18 protein-coding genes are annotated in these 15,495 nt (G+C 71.3%); 5 read left to right on the forward strand and 13 right to left on the reverse strand.

The genetic code is table 11. The features are described from left to right. Window positions 1-105: 105 nt before the first annotated feature. The 8 genes from rnc to ACFVYX_RS27510 all read right to left on the reverse strand — a co-directional run bounded on the left by rnc (window position 106) and on the right by ACFVYX_RS27510 (window position 8,105). Complete coding sequence (rnc, locus tag ACFVYX_RS27475; protein WP_389684175.1) at window positions 106-918, reverse strand: ribonuclease III; 813 nt, start codon at window positions 916-918, stop codon at window positions 106-108. A 20-nt stretch (window positions 919-938) separates the two neighbouring features. After that, window positions 939-1,112 carry a 50S ribosomal protein L32 gene (rpmF, locus tag ACFVYX_RS27480; protein WP_015036448.1) on the reverse strand — a complete coding sequence of 58 codons (174 nt, stop codon included), beginning with the start codon at window positions 1,110-1,112 and terminating at the stop codon, window positions 939-941. 2 nt (window positions 1,113-1,114) lie between these two features. After that, window positions 1,115-1,768 (reverse strand): YceD family protein, encoded by a 654-nt coding sequence (locus ACFVYX_RS27485; protein WP_389684203.1) that lies wholly within the window; start codon window positions 1,766-1,768, stop codon window positions 1,115-1,117. A gap of 138 nt (window positions 1,769-1,906) precedes the next feature. Beyond that, window positions 1,907-2,977: a cell division initiation protein gene (locus ACFVYX_RS27490; protein ID WP_389684176.1), complete on the reverse strand. Its 1,071-nt coding sequence runs from the start codon at window positions 2,975-2,977 to the stop codon at window positions 1,907-1,909. Between the two features lie 110 nt (window positions 2,978-3,087). Continuing rightward, entirely contained in the window at window positions 3,088-3,567 is a 480-nt protein-coding gene (coaD, locus tag ACFVYX_RS27495) for a pantetheine-phosphate adenylyltransferase (protein WP_389684204.1), read from the reverse strand. Between the two features lie 26 nt (window positions 3,568-3,593). Next, window positions 3,594-4,175 (reverse strand): 16S rRNA (guanine(966)-N(2))-methyltransferase RsmD, encoded by a 582-nt coding sequence (gene rsmD, locus ACFVYX_RS27500; RefSeq protein ID WP_389684177.1) that lies wholly within the window; start codon window positions 4,173-4,175, stop codon window positions 3,594-3,596. A 67-nt stretch (window positions 4,176-4,242) separates the two neighbouring features. Then, window positions 4,243-6,435, reverse strand: a complete 2,193-nt coding sequence (gene recG, locus ACFVYX_RS27505) for an ATP-dependent DNA helicase RecG (RefSeq protein WP_389684178.1) — start codon at window positions 6,433-6,435, stop codon at window positions 4,243-4,245. Window positions 6,436-6,494: 59 nt separating this feature from the next. Further along, entirely contained in the window at window positions 6,495-8,105 is a 1,611-nt protein-coding gene (locus ACFVYX_RS27510) for a DAK2 domain-containing protein (protein ID WP_389684179.1), read from the reverse strand. Between the two features lie 274 nt (window positions 8,106-8,379). Between ACFVYX_RS27510 and rpmB the strand changes: the two genes are divergently transcribed. Next, window positions 8,380-8,565: a 50S ribosomal protein L28 gene (gene rpmB, locus ACFVYX_RS27515; RefSeq protein ID WP_003957616.1), complete on the forward strand. Its 186-nt coding sequence runs from the start codon at window positions 8,380-8,382 to the stop codon at window positions 8,563-8,565. Between the two features lie 120 nt (window positions 8,566-8,685). On the opposite strand, the gene thiD is transcribed toward rpmB, so the two are convergent. Together thiD and ACFVYX_RS27525 are read right to left on the reverse strand one after the other, a co-directional pair. Continuing rightward, the gene (gene thiD, locus ACFVYX_RS27520) at window positions 8,686-9,498 is read right to left on the reverse strand and encodes a bifunctional hydroxymethylpyrimidine kinase/phosphomethylpyrimidine kinase (RefSeq protein ID WP_389684180.1); all 813 of its coding nucleotides are present in this window, start codon (window positions 9,496-9,498) and stop codon (window positions 8,686-8,688) included. Then, entirely contained in the window at window positions 9,495-10,457 is a 963-nt protein-coding gene (locus ACFVYX_RS27525; protein WP_389684181.1) for a thiamine-phosphate kinase, read from the reverse strand. Before ACFVYX_RS27525 ends, thiD begins: the two co-directional genes overlap by 4 nt. A 233-nt stretch (window positions 10,458-10,690) precedes the next feature. Between ACFVYX_RS27525 and ACFVYX_RS27530 the strand changes: the two genes are divergently transcribed. Both ACFVYX_RS27530 and ACFVYX_RS27535 read left to right on the forward strand, forming a co-directional pair. Continuing rightward, entirely contained in the window at window positions 10,691-10,924 is a 234-nt protein-coding gene (locus tag ACFVYX_RS27530) for an Lrp/AsnC family transcriptional regulator (RefSeq protein ID WP_073819077.1), read from the forward strand. A 23-nt stretch (window positions 10,925-10,947) separates the two neighbouring features. Then, entirely contained in the window at window positions 10,948-11,427 is a 480-nt protein-coding gene (locus ACFVYX_RS27535; protein WP_389684205.1) for a DUF3515 domain-containing protein, read from the forward strand. A 35-nt stretch (window positions 11,428-11,462) separates the two neighbouring features. Here ACFVYX_RS27535 and ACFVYX_RS27540 read toward each other — a convergent pair whose 3' ends face one another. The 3 genes from ACFVYX_RS27540 to ACFVYX_RS27550 all read right to left on the reverse strand — a co-directional run bounded on the left by ACFVYX_RS27540 (window position 11,463) and on the right by ACFVYX_RS27550 (window position 14,442). Beyond that, complete coding sequence (locus ACFVYX_RS27540; RefSeq protein WP_389684182.1) at window positions 11,463-12,602, reverse strand: D-alanine--D-alanine ligase family protein; 1,140 nt, start codon at window positions 12,600-12,602, stop codon at window positions 11,463-11,465. Window positions 12,603-12,691: 89 nt separating this feature from the next. Then, window positions 12,692-13,693: an NAD(P)H-dependent glycerol-3-phosphate dehydrogenase gene (locus ACFVYX_RS27545; protein WP_389684183.1), complete on the reverse strand. Its 1,002-nt coding sequence runs from the start codon at window positions 13,691-13,693 to the stop codon at window positions 12,692-12,694. Beyond that, window positions 13,690-14,442, reverse strand: coding sequence for a lysophospholipid acyltransferase family protein (locus tag ACFVYX_RS27550; RefSeq protein WP_389684184.1), 753 nt, complete (start codon window positions 14,440-14,442; stop codon window positions 13,690-13,692). Before ACFVYX_RS27550 ends, ACFVYX_RS27545 begins: the two co-directional genes overlap by 4 nt. Window positions 14,443-14,569: 127 nt before the next feature. Here ACFVYX_RS27550 and cofC point away from each other — a divergent pair, with 127 nt between their 5' ends. Beyond that, window positions 14,570-15,235, forward strand: a complete 666-nt coding sequence (gene cofC / locus ACFVYX_RS27555) for a 2-phospho-L-lactate guanylyltransferase (RefSeq protein WP_389684185.1) — start codon at window positions 14,570-14,572, stop codon at window positions 15,233-15,235. Window positions 15,236-15,245: 10 nt separating this feature from the next. Next, window positions 15,246-15,455 carry a hypothetical protein gene (locus ACFVYX_RS27560; protein ID WP_389684186.1) on the forward strand — a complete coding sequence of 70 codons (210 nt, stop codon included), beginning with the start codon at window positions 15,246-15,248 and terminating at the stop codon, window positions 15,453-15,455. Window positions 15,456-15,495: the final 40 nt, after the last annotated feature.

Consider the following 15,495-nt stretch of genomic DNA (forward strand, 5'->3'; position numbering starts at 1 on the left):
GACGGACGACTTCGACTGCGCTTCAACCCTACCGGGGGCGGGTACCCGGAAAAGCGAGAACCCCGCCCTGGGGCGGGGTTCTCGGGAAGCGGTGGGTGCGGGCCGTCAGGCCGTCGCCCGGTGGACGGTCGGAGAGGGGTCGGCGACCTCTCCCGTTCCCGCCTCGGCCGCGGCCTTCGCCGCTGCCGTGCGTTCGTCCGCGGCCGCGCGAATCGCGCGCCACGCGGACTCCGCCGCCTGCTGTTCCGCTTCCTTCTTGCTGCGGCCGGTGCCGGTGCCGTACGAGACACCACCGACGCGGGCGGCAGCAGTGAAGATCTTCTCGTGGTCGGGGCCCTCTTCGGAGACGAGGTACTCCGGCACACCCAGACCCTCGGCCGCGGTGAGTTCCTGGAGACTGGTCTTCCAGTCCAGGCCCGCACCGAGGTTCGAGGACTTCTCGATCAGCGGGTCGAAGAGCCGGTGCACCAGCTCGGACGCCGCGTCGAGGCCCTGGTCGAGATAGACCGCGCCGATCACCGCTTCAAGGGTGTCGGCGAGGATGGACGCCTTGTCCCGGCCACCCGTGCCCTCTTCGCCCCGGCCGAGCCGGATGAAGGAGCCGAGTTCGAGTTCGCGCCCCACGTCCGCCAGCGCACGCGAGTTGACCACCGCGGCCCGCAGTTTGGCCAGCTGGCCTTCCGGCAGGTCGGGGTGGGTCCGGTACAGCGTGTCCGTGACCACCAGGCCGAGCACGGAGTCCCCGAGGAACTCGAGACGCTCGTTGGTGGGCAGACCGCCGTTCTCGTACGCGTACGAACGATGGGTCAGCGCACGCACCAGAAGGGCGGACTCGAGCTTGTAGCCGAGCCGCCCTTCCAGAAGCGTGTGGGACGAGGCATGGTCCGTCTTGTCGTCCGTCTTGCGGGACTCAGACATTGCGCCTCTCACCAGCCCAATCAGACCGAGAGGACCTGGCGCTTGTTGTAGGTGCCGCAGCTCGGGCACGCGATGTGCTGCAGCTTCGGCTCCTGGCAACGCTCACACGAAACCAGGGTGGGGACCGCAGCCTTCCACTGCGACCGGCGGTGGCGCGTGTTGCTGCGCGACATCTTCCGCTTCGGAACAGCCACGGCTACTTCTCCTGCTTCTCGGCGGCGCTTCGGACGTCCCCGTCAGAGGCTTTGCCGCTCATGTTGTCCTTCTCATCGGTTCCCAGCGAACCGGCGAGTCCCTGCAATGCCGCCCAACGAGCGTCGACGGCGTCGTGGTGGTGGTCCGGGTTCTCGTTCAGGTTGGCTCCACATTCGGAGCACAGGCCTGCACAGTCCTCCCGGCACACCGGCTGCATCGGCAGTGCGAGCACCACCGCATCACGCAGCACGGGTTCGAGGTCGAACATGCCGTCCTCGAGGGGGATCATGTCCTCGTCGGCCTCGGCTTCGTCGTCCGCGGCCGCCTTGGAGCGGCCCCGGTCGTCGGAGTCGGGGTACGAGAACATCTCCTGGAAGTCCACGTCGAGCTCCAGCTCGACGGGCTCCAGACACCTTACGCACTCCCCCTCGGCCGATGCACGGGCGGTGCCTGTGACAAGCACCCCTTCCATGACCGACTCAAGACGGAGATCGATTTCCACCGGAGCGCCCTCGGGCACTCCGATCACTCCTTCGACGCCCAGGGCCGTGGGGGCCTCGATCGAACGCGAGATCCGCTGGAGGGCACCAGGACGCCGCCCCAGCTCGTGCGTGTCGAACACGAGGGGGTTGCGGTGGTCGAGGCGCGTGCTCAGGGCTCTTCCTGCTTTCGATTCGTTCTGCGTCGTGGGGAGGCTGCCTGACGTGGGCAGCAAGGATCGCGGGCATACGCGCGACCGAAGAGCCAGGATACTGGACGCTTCGCTCAGGGCCCAATCCGGGCCTTGAGACCCCTACTGTCCCTGTTCGTACCGGCGGAGCTGCTCCAGGTCGATCATGCTCGTGTCGAAGAAGCTGGTCTCGTCGAGCGCGGCGCCCTGCTGCGGCTGGACGGGCTGCTGGTACGCGTACGGGTCCTGCTGCTGGTATCCGTACGGGTCGGCGTGCTGCGGCTGCTGGTAGCCGGCATCGAGGTCGGGCTGCTGCTCAACCTGCTGGTAGCCGGCATAGGGGTCGGGCTGCTGCTGGACCTGCTGGTAGCCGGCGTACGGGTCGGGCTGCTGCTGGACCTGCTGGTACGCGGCGTACGGGTCGGGCTGGGGCTGCTGCGGGGCCGGGATCCGCGCCGGCTCGGGGTCGGACAGCTCCGCGAGGCCCGCGAGGTAGTCGGCGTCGCTGGTGTGCACGGGGCCGCCGAGACCGTCCTGGGCGGCCATGTGCTCACCGAGGGCGTCCGAGGCGATCCGGCCGTGCAGCTTCTGCCGGCCGCGCCCGACGGCCTCCAGGGTCTTGCTGAGCACGGCCTCGAAGGCGCCGAGCTTGGCGTCGACGTACTCGTCGGCCCGGCTGATCAGGGTCCCGGGGTCGGAGCTGTACTCCGGGGCGTCCGGGTCGGCGTAGCCGTCCTGGTCGAGGCCCGGACCGCGGCCGAGGAGCTTCTCGCGGCCCCGGTCGACGGAGCCGATCGTCTTGTTGAGGACGACCTCGAAGTTGGCGAGCTTGGAGTCGACGTAGTCGTCGGCCTCCGCGCGGACCTCCTCCGCCTCCCGGCGGGCCTCGGAGAGGATCCGGTCGGCCTCCTCCTGGGACTGCCGGGCCACCTGGGTGTCGGAGACGATCGAGCCCCGCTCGGCGTGGGCGGCCTCGATGATCCGCTCGGCCTCCTGGCGGGCCTGCTCGACCAGCTGCTCCCGGCCGCCGATCAGCTCCTGGGCCTGGGCGAGAGAGCCGGGCAGGGCTCCCCGTACCTCTTCGAGCAGGGCGAGCAGCTCGGCCCGGTTGACCACGCAGGATGCCGACATGGGCATGGAGCGTGCGCCCTGCACGGTCGCGACGATCTCGTCGAGCTTCTTCTGTACGTCCACCGGGTGCTCGCCACTCTCTACAGCTGGATGGAGACGGACGGGACGACTGTAAGGGCAGTCGGTGCCCGTCCGACACCAGGTGACGGAGTGTCAGCAGCGGTGGCCGGGCGTCACTTCCGCGCCAGGCGCTCGGTCAGCCGGGGAAGGACCGTCGGGGGGACCAGGTGGGAGACGTCGCCGCCCCAGGCGGCCACCTCCTTGACCAGCGAGGAGGAGAGGAAGCTGTAGGTCGGGTTGGTGGGGACGAACAGGGTCTCCACGCCCGTGAGGCCGTTGTTCATCTGGGCCATCTGCAGCTCGTAGTCGAAGTCGCTGACCGCGCGCAGCCCCTTGACGATGGCGGGGATGTCTCGCTGCTTGCAGAAGTCGACGAGCAGCCCGTGGAAGGACTCCACCTCGACGTTGCCGAAGTCGGCGGTCACCTCGCGGATCAGCTCGATCCGCTCCTCGACGGTGAACAGGCCCTTCTTCGACTGGTTGATCATCACCGCGACGTGTACGACGTCGTACAGCTTGGAGGCTCGGGCGATGATGTCGAGGTGTCCGTTGGTGATGGGGTCGAATGACCCCGGACAGACGGCGCGGCGCAACTTGGGTCCCTCGCTCTCCGGTCCGGTCATCGTGCGTCTTCGCACGTAGAGGCGGCGCGACCGTACCAAAACGTTCCCTCGCCGTAACGACGGGCCCGCAGTGGTTCGAAACCGGCCGGCCAGCCGAATTCTCCGCCTCTGGTGCTGCGCTCCACGGTGACGAGGGCATCGTCGCTCAGCCAGCCCCCTGAGCGCAGTGTGAGGAGTATCTCGCGAAGATCCTCGTCCCCCACGGCGTACGGCGGATCGAGAAAGACCAGGTCGTACGGGTCGGTCGGCGCCGGTCCCGTCACGATCTGCTCCGCTTTGCCGGTACGGAGTTCGGCGCCGGGCAGGCCGATCGACCGGATGTTGTCCCGGATCGTCTTCGCGGCGCGCGGGTCCGACTCCACGAGCAGGGCGTGGGCGGCGCCACGGGAGAGCGCCTCCAGGCCGACGGCGCCGGAGCCCGCGTACAGGTCGGCGACGCGCGAGCCGGCGAGGCCGTGGAACGCCTCCCAGGTGGAGAAGAGGCCCTCGCGCGCCCGGTCGGATGTGGGGCGGGTGCCGTTGCCGGGCGGCACGGCCAGGCGGCGCCCGCCGGCCGTTCCGGCGATCACGCGGGTCATCGGTGTCCTCGTTCTCCGTAAACGATTGCGTACGCAATAGCTTATGGCGGCTGGTGACGGCTCGCGGTCAGCCCTTCTCCAGGTACTCCTCCCGGTCCTTGTCGAGCAGCGCGTCGAGCGCCGTGCGGAGCCCCGGGTGGGCGGTGAGGTCCGGGTCGGCGAGGACGAGGGCGGTGGCCTCCTCGCGGGCGGCGGTGATGACCTCCTCGTCCTCGATGACGGTGAGTACCCGCAGGGAGGAGCGGACACCGGACTGGGCCTGGCCGAGGACGTCGCCCTCGCGTCGCTGTTCGAGGTCGATACGGGAGAGTTCGAAGCCGTCGAGGGTGGCGGCGACGGCGTTGAGCCGCTGCCGGGCGGGGCTCGCCTCGGGCATCTCGCTGACGAGGAGGCAGAGACCGGGGGCCGAGCCACGGCCGACGCGGCCGCGGAGCTGGTGGAGCTGGGAGACGCCGAAGCGGTCCGCGTCCATGATCACCATGGCGGTGGCGTTGGGAACGTTGACGCCGACCTCGATGACGGTGGTTGCGACGAGGACGTCGAGCTCGCCCGCGGCGAAGCGGCGCATCACGTCGTCCTTGTCGTCGGGGTGCATACGGCCGTGCAGGACGGCGATCCGGAGACCGGTGAGAGGGCCGGTGCGGAGCTTCTCGGCGACGTCGAGGACCGCGAGCGGCGGGCGCTTCTCCGCCTCGTCCTCCGCGGACGCCTTGGCCTTCTTCTTCTGGTCCTCCTCGTCGCCGATGCGCGGACAGACCACGTACGCCTGGTGCCCCTTCCCGACCTCCTCGCGCACGCGCTCCCACGCGCGCGTGAGGAAGTGGGGCTTGTCGGCGGCGGGGACGACATGGCTGGCGATCGGCGAGCGTCCGGCGGGCAGCTGGTCGAGGACGGAGGTCTCCAGGTCGCCGAAGACCGTCATGGCGACGGTGCGCGGGATGGGCGTGGCGGTCATCACCAGGAGGTGCGGGGGCTGCTTGCCCTTGCCCCGGAGGGCGTCGCGCTGCTCGACGCCGAAGCGGTGCTGCTCGTCGACGACGACCAGGCCCAGGTCATGGAACTGGACCTTGTCCTCGATGAGCGCGTGCGTGCCGATGACGAGGCCCGCCTCCCCGGTGACCAGGTCGAGGAGGGCCTGCCGGCGGGCGGCGACTCCCATGGAGCCGGTGAGCAGGACGACCTTGGTGGCCCGCTCGGCGCCGCCGAGCATGCCTCCCTCGGCGAGCTCGCCCATCATCTCGGTGACCGAGCGGTGGTGCTGCTGGGCGAGGACCTCGGTGGGGGCGAGCATGGCGGCCTGGCCCCCGGAGTCGACGACGGCGAGCATGGCGCGCAGGGCGACCATGGTCTTTCCGCTGCCGACCTCGCCCTGGAGGAGGCGGTGCATGGGGTGTTCGGTGGCGAGGTCGTCGAAGATCTCCTTGGAGACCTTCTTCTGGCCGTCGGTGAGGGTGAAGGGCAGTGTGGCGTCGAAGGCGTCGAGGATGCCGTCGGGGACCGGACGGCGGGCCACGGCGGGCAGTTGGGTGTCGGCGTGCCTGCGGCGGGCGAGGGCGACCTGGAGGACGAAGGCCTCGTCCCATTTGAGGCGCTCGCGGGCGGTGGCGACGTCGGCCTTGGTACGGGGCCGGTGGATGAGCCGGAGGGCTTCGGGGAGTTCGGCGAGGCCGCGGCCCTCGCGCAGGGCGTCGGGGAGCGGGTCGACGGCGTCGACGGCGCTCGGCAGGACGGCGTCGACGGCCTTGGCGATCTTCCAGGACTCCAGCTTGGTGGTGGCCGGGTAGATCGGGATGAGGGCGCCGGCCCAGGTGTCCACGGCCTCCCCGTCGTCGCCGCGCAGGAGTTCGTACGCGGGATGGGCGAGCTGGAGACGCCGGTTGAAGAGCGAGACCTTGCCGGAGAACATCGCCCGGGTGCCGGGCAGCAGGTCCTTGTGCGGCTTGTGCACGCCCTTGCCGAAGAAGACCAGCTGCAGGCGGCCGCTGCCGTCGGTGATGGTCACTTCGAGGCGCTGGCCGCGCCCCTTGGCGCCGTTGAAGGTGAGCACACGGGCGTCGGCGACCTGCGCGACGACCGTGACGTGCTCGTCGAGCGGCAGGTCGGAGAGGGTGGTCAGCTCCCCCCGCTCGGCGTACCGGCGGGGGTAGTGGTGGAGCAGGTCGCCGACCGTGTGCAGGTCGAGTGCCTCGGCCATGACCTTGGCGGTGGCGGGGCCGAGGGACTTCTTGAGTGGTTCGTCGAGCGCGGGCACGCGTTCCATTCCACACCAAGGGACCGACAGTCGCGCAGAACCCTGTGGACAACCGCCGGGAACGGGCCCTATTCCACCCCGATGAGCAGCGGCGGGGCCCCCGCGCCCGCGTGGTAGGTCGTCGTGTCGACGGCCAGGTAGCCGCGCCTGACATGGCGTTCCAGGTCGGCGGCGAGCCCGGGCGGTGTGTCGTCGGCGACGACGAGGGTGACGAGTTCGCCGCCGGCCGAGAGCATCCGGTCGAGAACCGTGCGGGCCGTCTCGGTGAGGTCCTTGCCGATGACGGCGACGTCGCCCTCGATGAGGCCGAGGACGTCACCGGCCTGGCAGACGCCGGCGGAGGTGAAGGACTGGCGTTCGGCGACGGCGAGTTCGGCGTAGCGGGTGGCGCCCGCGGCGGCCGTCATGGCGACGACGTCCTCGTCGAAACGGCGGTCCGGTTCGTGGACGGCGAGGGCGGCGATGCCCTGGACGGCGGCCCGGGTGGGGATGAGGGCGACGCGGATGCCCTCGGCCCTGGCGCGTTCGGCGGCGGCCGTGGCGGTCTGCCGCAGCTCGGTGTCGTTGGGCAGGAGGACGACCTCGCGCGCGTGGGCGCGGCGGATCGCGTCGAGGAGTTCGTCGCCGGCGGGCGGTTCGCCGGGCCGGGTCCGTACGGTGGTCGCGCCCGCCTCGGCGCAGAGGCCGGCGAGGCCCTCGCCGGGGACGACGGCGACGACCGCGCGCTGGGCTCGTTCCGCGCTGCCCCCGTCGGCGGCCGCGTCGGCCGCGAAGTGGGTGATCCGGATGCGGTGGGGCCGTCCGGCCTCGATGCCGGCCTCGACGGCGGCACCGGCGTCGTCGACGTGCACGTGGACGTTCCAGAGTCCGTCGCCGCCGACGACGACGAGGGACTCCCCCAGCGCGTCGAGCCGGGCCCGCAGCAGGTCCACTGCCGTGTCGTCCGCCTCCAGGAGGTAGATCACCTCGTAGCCGGGCCCGCCCTCCGCGGGGCATTCCTCACGGGGGGCCGGCATGACCGCCGCCGTACCGGCGGGTGGCGGGGCCTGGCCGGTCACGGTCTCCAGGAGGGCGCCCAGGACCGTCACAAGGCCCCGCCCGCCCGCGTCGACGACTCCGGCGCGTGCCAGGACGTCGAGCTGCCCCGAGGTGGCCGCGAGGGCGGCCCTGGCCCCTTCGTGGGCGTTCCTCGCCACCTCGACGAGTCCCCCGCCCGCGGCGCAGGCCACGGCCGCGGCGCCCGCCACCGTGAGGATGGTGCCCTCCACGGGATGGGCGACGGCCCGTCGCGCCGCGCTCGCGGCCTCGGCGAGGGCGCGGGCGAGGTGATCACCGTCACAGCCGTCGGTGAGCACCCCGGCCATGCCGCGCAGGAGCTGGGAGAGGATCGTTCCCGAGTTCCCCCGGGCGCCGAGCAGGGCGCCGTGGGCCATGGCCCGTACGGTCTCGGCGGTGTCGGGCGCGGAGGCGGCGAAGACGGCCTCGACGGCCTGGTGGGCGGCTTCCGCCGTCAGGTACAGATTGGTGCCGGTGTCCCCGTCTGCGACGGGGTAGACGTTGATCGCGTCGATCTCCTCGCGCTCCCGGCCGAGGGCGTCCAGCGTCCGCGCGGACCAGGAGCGGACCGCTTCGGCGTCGAGCTCGACGAGCTCCTCGAAGGGCTGAAGGGCTCGCGACAACGGGGGTCCTCCTTCTGCGGTGAGCTCACCGCAGGGTAGACGCAGGGTGTCCCTCCCCCAAGCTCTCGGCTTCGCTCGAGCAGGGGGACCGCCAGTGACCTGGCCCCGGGGCGAGGTCCGCGGAGACCGTGGTAGTTTCGTTCCACCGAGGCAGGCGTTGTATGCTGCTTCGGTTGCCCGGTTCACGCCGGGCCTTCCCCCGGCAAGCCACTTCAGACTCCTGATTCCGGTGCGCCGGAATTCACTGTAAATCCTGAAGCTTTTGGAGTGACCCGTGGCTGCCAACTGCGACGTCTGCGGCAAGGGGCCGGGCTTCGGCAACAACATTTCGCACTCGCACCGCCGTACGTCCCGTCGCTGGAACCCGAACATCCAGCGCGTGCGTGCCGTGGTCGGTCGGACGCCGAAGCGGCTCAACGTCTGCACCTCGTGCATCAAGGCCGGCAAGGTCTCGCGCTAATTGCGACGTTCTGTCGTAGCGCAGCCCCTGCGGTTGCCTTGAAAGGCCGGTTCACCTCGGTGAACCGGCCTTTTGCCTTGCCCGAAAACGATCATGAGCCTTTCGCGGCCCCCGGAGCCATCAGGCCCGGAAGCGCCAGCCGTGGTCGACCGGGCCGATGCCCGAGCCCAGGGCGAATCCGGCGCCGATGGCCCCGGTCACGTACCCCTTCGCCTCCCGTACCGCCTCCGGCACGGCGAGCCCCCTGGCGAGCCCGGACGCGACCGCCGACGCGAGCGTGCAGCCCGTCCCGTGGGTGTGCCGGTTGTCGTGGCGCGGGGCGCGCAGCCAGTGTTCCTCCGAGCCGTCCGTGAGCAGGTCCACGGCCTCCTGACCGGTGGGCAGGTGTCCGCCCTTGATCAGGACCCAGCGCGGCCCGTACGACAGGATCGCCTCGGCGGCTGTCCGCATGTCGCTCTCGTACACGACGTGTACGCCTGTGAGCTGCGCCACCTCGTCCAGGTTGGGCGTGGCGACGGTCGCCCTGGGCAGCAGCCTCTCCCGTACGGAGTCGAGCGCGCTCTCGGCGAGCAGCGGGTCCCCGTGCTTGGAGACCCCGACCGGATCGACGACCACCGGGGCATCGGTGTCGGCGAGCAGGCCGGCGACGGTCTCCACGAGCGCCGCCGTGGCCAGCATCCCGGTCTTGACCGCCTGGACGCCGATGTCGTCGACGACGGCCCGGTACTGGGCGCGGACCGCCTCCACGGGAAGCTCCCAGACGCCCTGGACGCCCCGCGAGTTCTGCGCGGTGACGGCGGTGAGCACGCTCATGCCGTGGACACCGAGGGCGAGCATCGTCTTCAGGTCGGCCTGGATGCCGGCCCCGCCGCCCGAGTCGGATCCGGCGACGGTCAGCACCCGCGGGGGCACCTGCACCCGACGGGGGCTCACTCCGTCTCCCCGAAGTGGTCCCAGCCGCCCGCGCTGTGCCAGGGCGCCCCGTCCACGGTGACCTGCGGCAGCGCGGAGGGGTTGAGGACCTCGCCGATGACCTTCCAGCGGGCGGGAAGCTTCACGTCCGGCGGGAAGGTGGCCACGATGGCGTGGTCCTCTCCCCCGGTGAGCACCCACTGCATGGGGTCCACGCCGACGGCCTGGCCGATGTCGTTCATCTGGGTGGGGATGTCGATGAGTCCCGACCGCAGGTCGATGCGGACCTTGCTGGCCTCGGCGATGTGCCCGAGGTCCGCGATCAGGCCGTCGCTGACGTCGCACATGGCGGTGGCGCCGAGACCGGCGGCGGCGGGACCCGCGTGGTACGGGGGTTCGGGCCTGCGGTGGGCCTCGACGAAGGCGCGGGGGGAGCGGAAGCCGCGGGAGAGAACCGCGTAGCCGGCGGCGGACCAGCCGAGCCAGCCGGTGTAGGCGACGACGTCGCCGGTCTTGGCGCCGCCGCGGGTGACCGGGTCGTGGTTGCGCAGGTCGCCGAGGGCGGTGATGGAGACCATGATCGCGTCGCCGCGGACGACGTCGCCGCCGACGACCGCCGCGCCCGCGACCTGACATTCGTCGCGGAGTCCGTCCATGAGTTCGGTGGCCCAGGTGACGGGGAGTTCGGCGGGGACGACCAGGCCGAGGAGGAGGGCGGTGGGGACCGCGCCCATGGCGGCGATGTCGGCGAGGTTCTGCGCGGCAGCCTTGCGGCCGACGTCGTACGCCGTGGACCAGTCGCGACGGAAGTGGCGTCCTTCGAGGAGGATGTCCGTACTGGCCACCACGCGCCGGTCGGGGGCGGCGACGACCGCGGCGTCGTCGCCGGGCCCGATCCGTACCGCCGGGGTGGAGGTGAGCCGCGATGTGAGCTCCCTGATGAGCCCGAACTCGCCGAGCTCTCCGACTGTGCCCTTCACCGCGCCTCACCTCGTGTCTTCGTGCCGGCCGGCGTGCGGGGGCGCGTCGTCGCGCGCCGCGGGTCGCGGGCCGTCACCGTGCTGGGTACCGTCAAGTAGACCGTCAACTTCTGTCCTGCGTACGCCACCCCGGCAGTGCCCCGGGACACGTGGGTCTCCCCGCGGCCCGCGGCGACGCGGTACCGTGGCGTCTCTTTCTCCCACAAGATCCTCGTGGTCGCCCTGGAGGTTCCGTGGTTCAGGCGTACATCCTTATTCAGACCGAGGTGGGCAAGGCGTCGATCGTCGCCGACACCATCTCCAAGATCCCGGGGGTGCTCCAGGCGGAAGACGTGACCGGTCCGTACGACGTCATCGTGCGCGCGCAGGCGGACACGGTCGACGAGCTCGGCCGCATGGTGGTCGCGAAGGTCCAGCAAGTGGACGGCATCACGCGCACCCTCACCTGCCCGGTCGTTCATCTGTAGCCCCCGTCTACGCTTGGCCGGTGATGTCTTCCCACCGGCCTTTCGGCCTGTCCGCCGCCGTGGCGGTAGCCGTCCTGCTGCCGGCCGCCGCCGGCTGCTCCTCGTCGGACGCCTCGGCGTCCGTCGTGGTTCCAAGCCCCCCGGCGGCGGAGGCCGCCTTCTGCCAGGCCCTGGCGAAGGAGCTTCCCGACACCGTGGCGGGTCTTGAGCGGAGTGACCCGGAGCCCGGCTCCGAGCTGACCGCCGGCTGGGGTGACGGTGCGATCGTACTGCGCTGCGGGGTCCCCCGGCCCGAAAAGATGAGCGATCCCAAGGCGCAGGGCGTCGAGGCGAACGGGGTGAACTGGATGCTGGAGCGCCCCGAGGGCAGCGGGCCCCGCTTCACCTCGACGTACCGGAAGACGTATGTCGAGGTGACCCTCGGCGAGCGGTACGCGCACGACGTGACGCCGCTCGCCGATCTCGCCGCTCCCGTGCGGAAGACCGTGCCGCCGAGCCTCTGAGAGGCGGTGGCACGGTCTTTCCGTTTCCGGTCCGGTCAGCGCAGGCCCGTGGAGCGGGTCAGCGCGGCCTGGATGAGCCGGTCGACGAGCTCGGGGTAGTCGACGCCGCTCGCCTGCCACATGCGCGGGTACATGGAGATGGGCGTGAAGCCCGGCATGGTGTTGATCTCGTTGATGACGAAGTCGCCTTCCTCCGTGAGGAAGAAGTCGGCGCGGACCAGGCCCTCGCAGGAGACGGCCTCGTACGCGGCGACGGCGAGGCGCTGGACCTCGGCGGTGGCCTCGTCGCCGATCGGGGCGGGCACGATGCCCGACGCCGAGTCGATGTACTTGGCCTCGAAGTCGTAGAAGTCGTGGTCCGTGACCGGCGGGATCTCGGCCGGGACGCTGGCGCGCGGGCCGTCCTCGAACTCCAGGACGCCGCACTCGATCTCGCGGCCGCGCAGCAGCGACTCGACGAGGATCTTCGGGTCGTGGCGCCGGGCCTCCTCGATCGCCTCGTCGAGGCCGGAGAGGTCGTCGACCTTGGTGATGCCCATGGAGGAGCCGCCGCGGGCAGGCTTCACGAAGAGCGGCCAGCCGTGCTCGGCGGCGAACTCCACGATCTTCTTGCGGGCCGCGGCCGGGTTCTGCTCCCACTCGCGCGGCCGGATGACCTCGTACGGGCCGACCGGGAGACCGAAGGAGACGAAGACGCGCTTCATGTACTCCTTGTCCTGGCCGACGGCGGAGGCGAGGACGCCCGCGCCGACGTAGGGGACGCCGGAGAGCTCCAGGAGGCCCTGGAGGGTGCCGTCCTCGCCGTACGGGCCGTGGAGCATCGGGAAGACCACGTCGACCTCGCCGAGGGCCTTCGGCACGGCGCCGGGCTCGCTGAGGACGACCTCACGGTTGGCGGGGTCGACGGAGAGGACGACGCCGCCCTTCGCGGACTCGGCCAGGTCGGCGACGTTCGGCAGGGCACGGTCGGCGATGGCCATGCGCTCGGGGGCGTCTGCGGTGAGCGCCCAGCGCCCGTCCGTCGTGATGCCGATGGGCAGCACGTCGTACTTGTCCCGGTCGATGGCGCTCAGGACGGCGCCCGCCGTGACGACGGAGATGGCGTGCTCGGAGCTGCGTCCGCCGAAGACGACGGCCACGCGCGGCTTGCGGGGGCTCTGGGTGTTCTCGCTCATATCGCGATGAGCGTACCTTGCGGCTCCCGAACTCCTTAAGCCCCGCCGCCGCCGCGCGCGTACGGCGCAGCGGGCGCGTCACCGACGTCTCAGCGGCGTTCGGGCTTGGCCGAGCGCGACATCAGTTCCTTGAGGGCGACGATCGGCGGCTTGCCGTCGTGGACGATCGAGACGACGGTCTCGGTGATGGGCATGTCGACGCCGTGGCGGCGGCCCAGATCCAGCACGGACTCGCAGGACTTGACGCCCTCCGCGGTCTGCTTGGTGGCCGCGATGGTCTCCTGGAGGGTCATCCCGCGGCCGAGGTTGGTGCCGAAGGTGTTGTTCCGGGAGAGCGGCGAGGAGCAGGTGGCGACCAGGTCACCGAGGCCGGCGAGGCCGGAGAAGGTGAGCGGGTCGGCGCCCATGGCGAGGCCGAGGCGGGTGGTCTCGGCGAGGCCGCGGGTGATGAGCGTGGCCTTGGAGTTGTCGCCGAGGCCCATGCCGTTGGCGATGCCGACGGCGAGACCGATGACGTTCTTCACGGCGCCGCCGAGCTCGCAGCCCACCACGTCGGTGTTGGTGTACGGGCGGAAGTACGGGGTCATGCAGGCGGTCTGGAGCCGCTGGGCGACCGTCTCGTCGACGCAGGCGACGACGGCGGCCGCGGGCTGCCGGGCGGCGATCTCCTTGGCCAGGTTGGGGCCCGTGAGGACGGCCACGCGTTCCGCCGGCACGTCGGCGACCTCGGTGATGACCTCGCTCATCCGCTTGGCGGTGCCGAGTTCGACGCCCTTCATGAGGGAGACGAGGACGGTGTCGGGGGCGAGCACCGGGGCCCAGGCGGCGAGGTTGCCGCGGAGGGTCTGGGAGGGCACGACGAGGACGGTGAAGTCGGCGTCGTGGGCGGCCTCGGCGGGGTCCGCGGTGGCCGTGACCGTGGCGGGGAGCTCGACGCCGGGCAGGTAGTCGGGGTTGGTGCGGGAGGCGTTGATCTCCTTGGCGAGTTCGGCGCGGCGGCCCCAGAGACTCACCTCGCATCCCGCGTCGGCGAGCACCATGGCGAAGGCGGTGCCCCAGGATCCGTTGCCGAAGACGGCTGCCTTGGTCACTTCGTGCCCCCCTCTGCCGCCTTGCGCCGCTGCTGGAGACGGGCCTTGCGGTGGTCGTACGGTTCGGCGGGCGCCTGTTCGCCCCGGATCTGCTCCAGGAGGGCGGTGATGGCGGCCATGATGACCTCGGTCGCCTCGCGCAGCACGTCGGGCGTCGGTTCGAGGTCGTGGAAGCGGGAGAGGTCGACGGGCGGACCGGCCTGCACGATCAGCGTCTTGCGGGGGAACAGGCTGAGCTTGTTCTCCTTGGCGTACGGAGGCATCGCGAGGTTGGCGCCCCACTGGGCCACCGGGATGACGGGGACCTTGGTGAGCAGTGCGACGCGCGCGGCACCGGTCTTGCCCGCCATGGGCCACATGTCGGGGTCGCGGGTCAGGGTGCCCTCGGGGTAGAAGGCGACGCACTCACCGCGCTCGATGGCGTCGACGGCGGCGCGGAACGCGTCGAGCGCGTTGGTCGTCTCGCGGTAGACGGGGATCTGTCCGGTGCCGCGCAGCATCATGCCGACGAAGGGGGCCTTGAAGAGGGCCGCCTTGGCGAGGAGGCGCGGGACGCGTCCGGTGTTGTACTGGTAGTGCGCGTAGGACAGCGGGTCCAGGTAGGAGTTGTGGTTGACCGCGGTGATGAATCCGCCGTCGGCCGGGATGTGCTCCATGCCGCGCCAGTCCCGCTTGAACAGAACCACCAGGGGGGGTTTGGCGATGACCGCCGCGAGGCGGTACCAGAAGCCGATTCTGCGGCGGGGCACTCGGACACCTTTCTCCAGGACGGGCCGGCAGGGGGTCAAGTGTCGCCCCATGCTCCTGCTCTGTCGAGTGACACCGTACGCCCCGGGCCCTCCGGGAGAACGTGTGGGCGGGACAGAATAGGCCCCGATGAAGCCACCGCACGCCACGCACCCGGACGCGGACGACCGCTGGTCCCTGGTCGTCCCCCTGAAGCCCCTCGCCCTGGCGAAGAGCCGGCTGGCCGCGGCGGCCGGGTCCCGGCTGCGCCCGCGGCTCGCGCTGGCGTTCGCCGAGGACACCGTCGGGGCGGCCCTCAACTGCGTCCCGGTACGGGATGTGGCGGTCGTCACGGACGATCCCGAGGCCGCCGAGGCCCTGGCGGCCCTGGGTGCGCGCATCGTTCGGGACACCCCGGCGGCGGGGCTCAACGCGGCCCTCGCGCACGGGGTCCGTGCCGTGCGGTCCCGGCGGCGGCACGCGCGCGTGGCGGCGCTCAACGCGGATCTGCCGGCGCTGCGGCCGGAGGAGCTGGCCCGGGTGCTCGACGTGGCCCGGAAATTTCCGAGAGCATTTCTCGCGGATGCCGCCGAAATAGGTACGACATTCCTCTCGGCGGCTCCGGGGGTGGAATTGGAACCGGCATTCGGGGGCGCGTCGAGGCTCCGGCATTTGTCTTCGGGGGCGGTGGAAATCACGCTCGCCGGGGTGGATTCCGTACGCCGGGACGTGGACACCGGTGAGGACCTCGCGGTGGCCGGGGCCCTGGGGCTCGGCCCGCGGACGGCCGCCCGGTGGCTGTCGGCGGCCGGATAGGCTGCGGCCCATGCAGGCGACCGCGTTCACGTACGACCCCGAGACCCGCAGCGGCAGTGTGCTGCTCGACGACGGCACCCCCGTGGAGTTCGGGGCGGAGGCCTTCGAGGCGGGCGGGCTGCGGCTGCTGCGCCCGGGGCAGCGGGTGCGGATCGAGGTGGAGCCCGGCGCTTCCGGGGCCGTCCCGCGGATCATCCTGGTGACGCTGCAGACCTTCTGACCGGCACTTCCCCACGCGCCGGCCCTCCGCTCGCGCCGTA

Source organism: Streptomyces sp. NPDC058326, assembly GCF_042879855.1.
GTDB lineage: Bacteria > Actinomycetota > Actinomycetes > Streptomycetales > Streptomycetaceae > Streptomyces.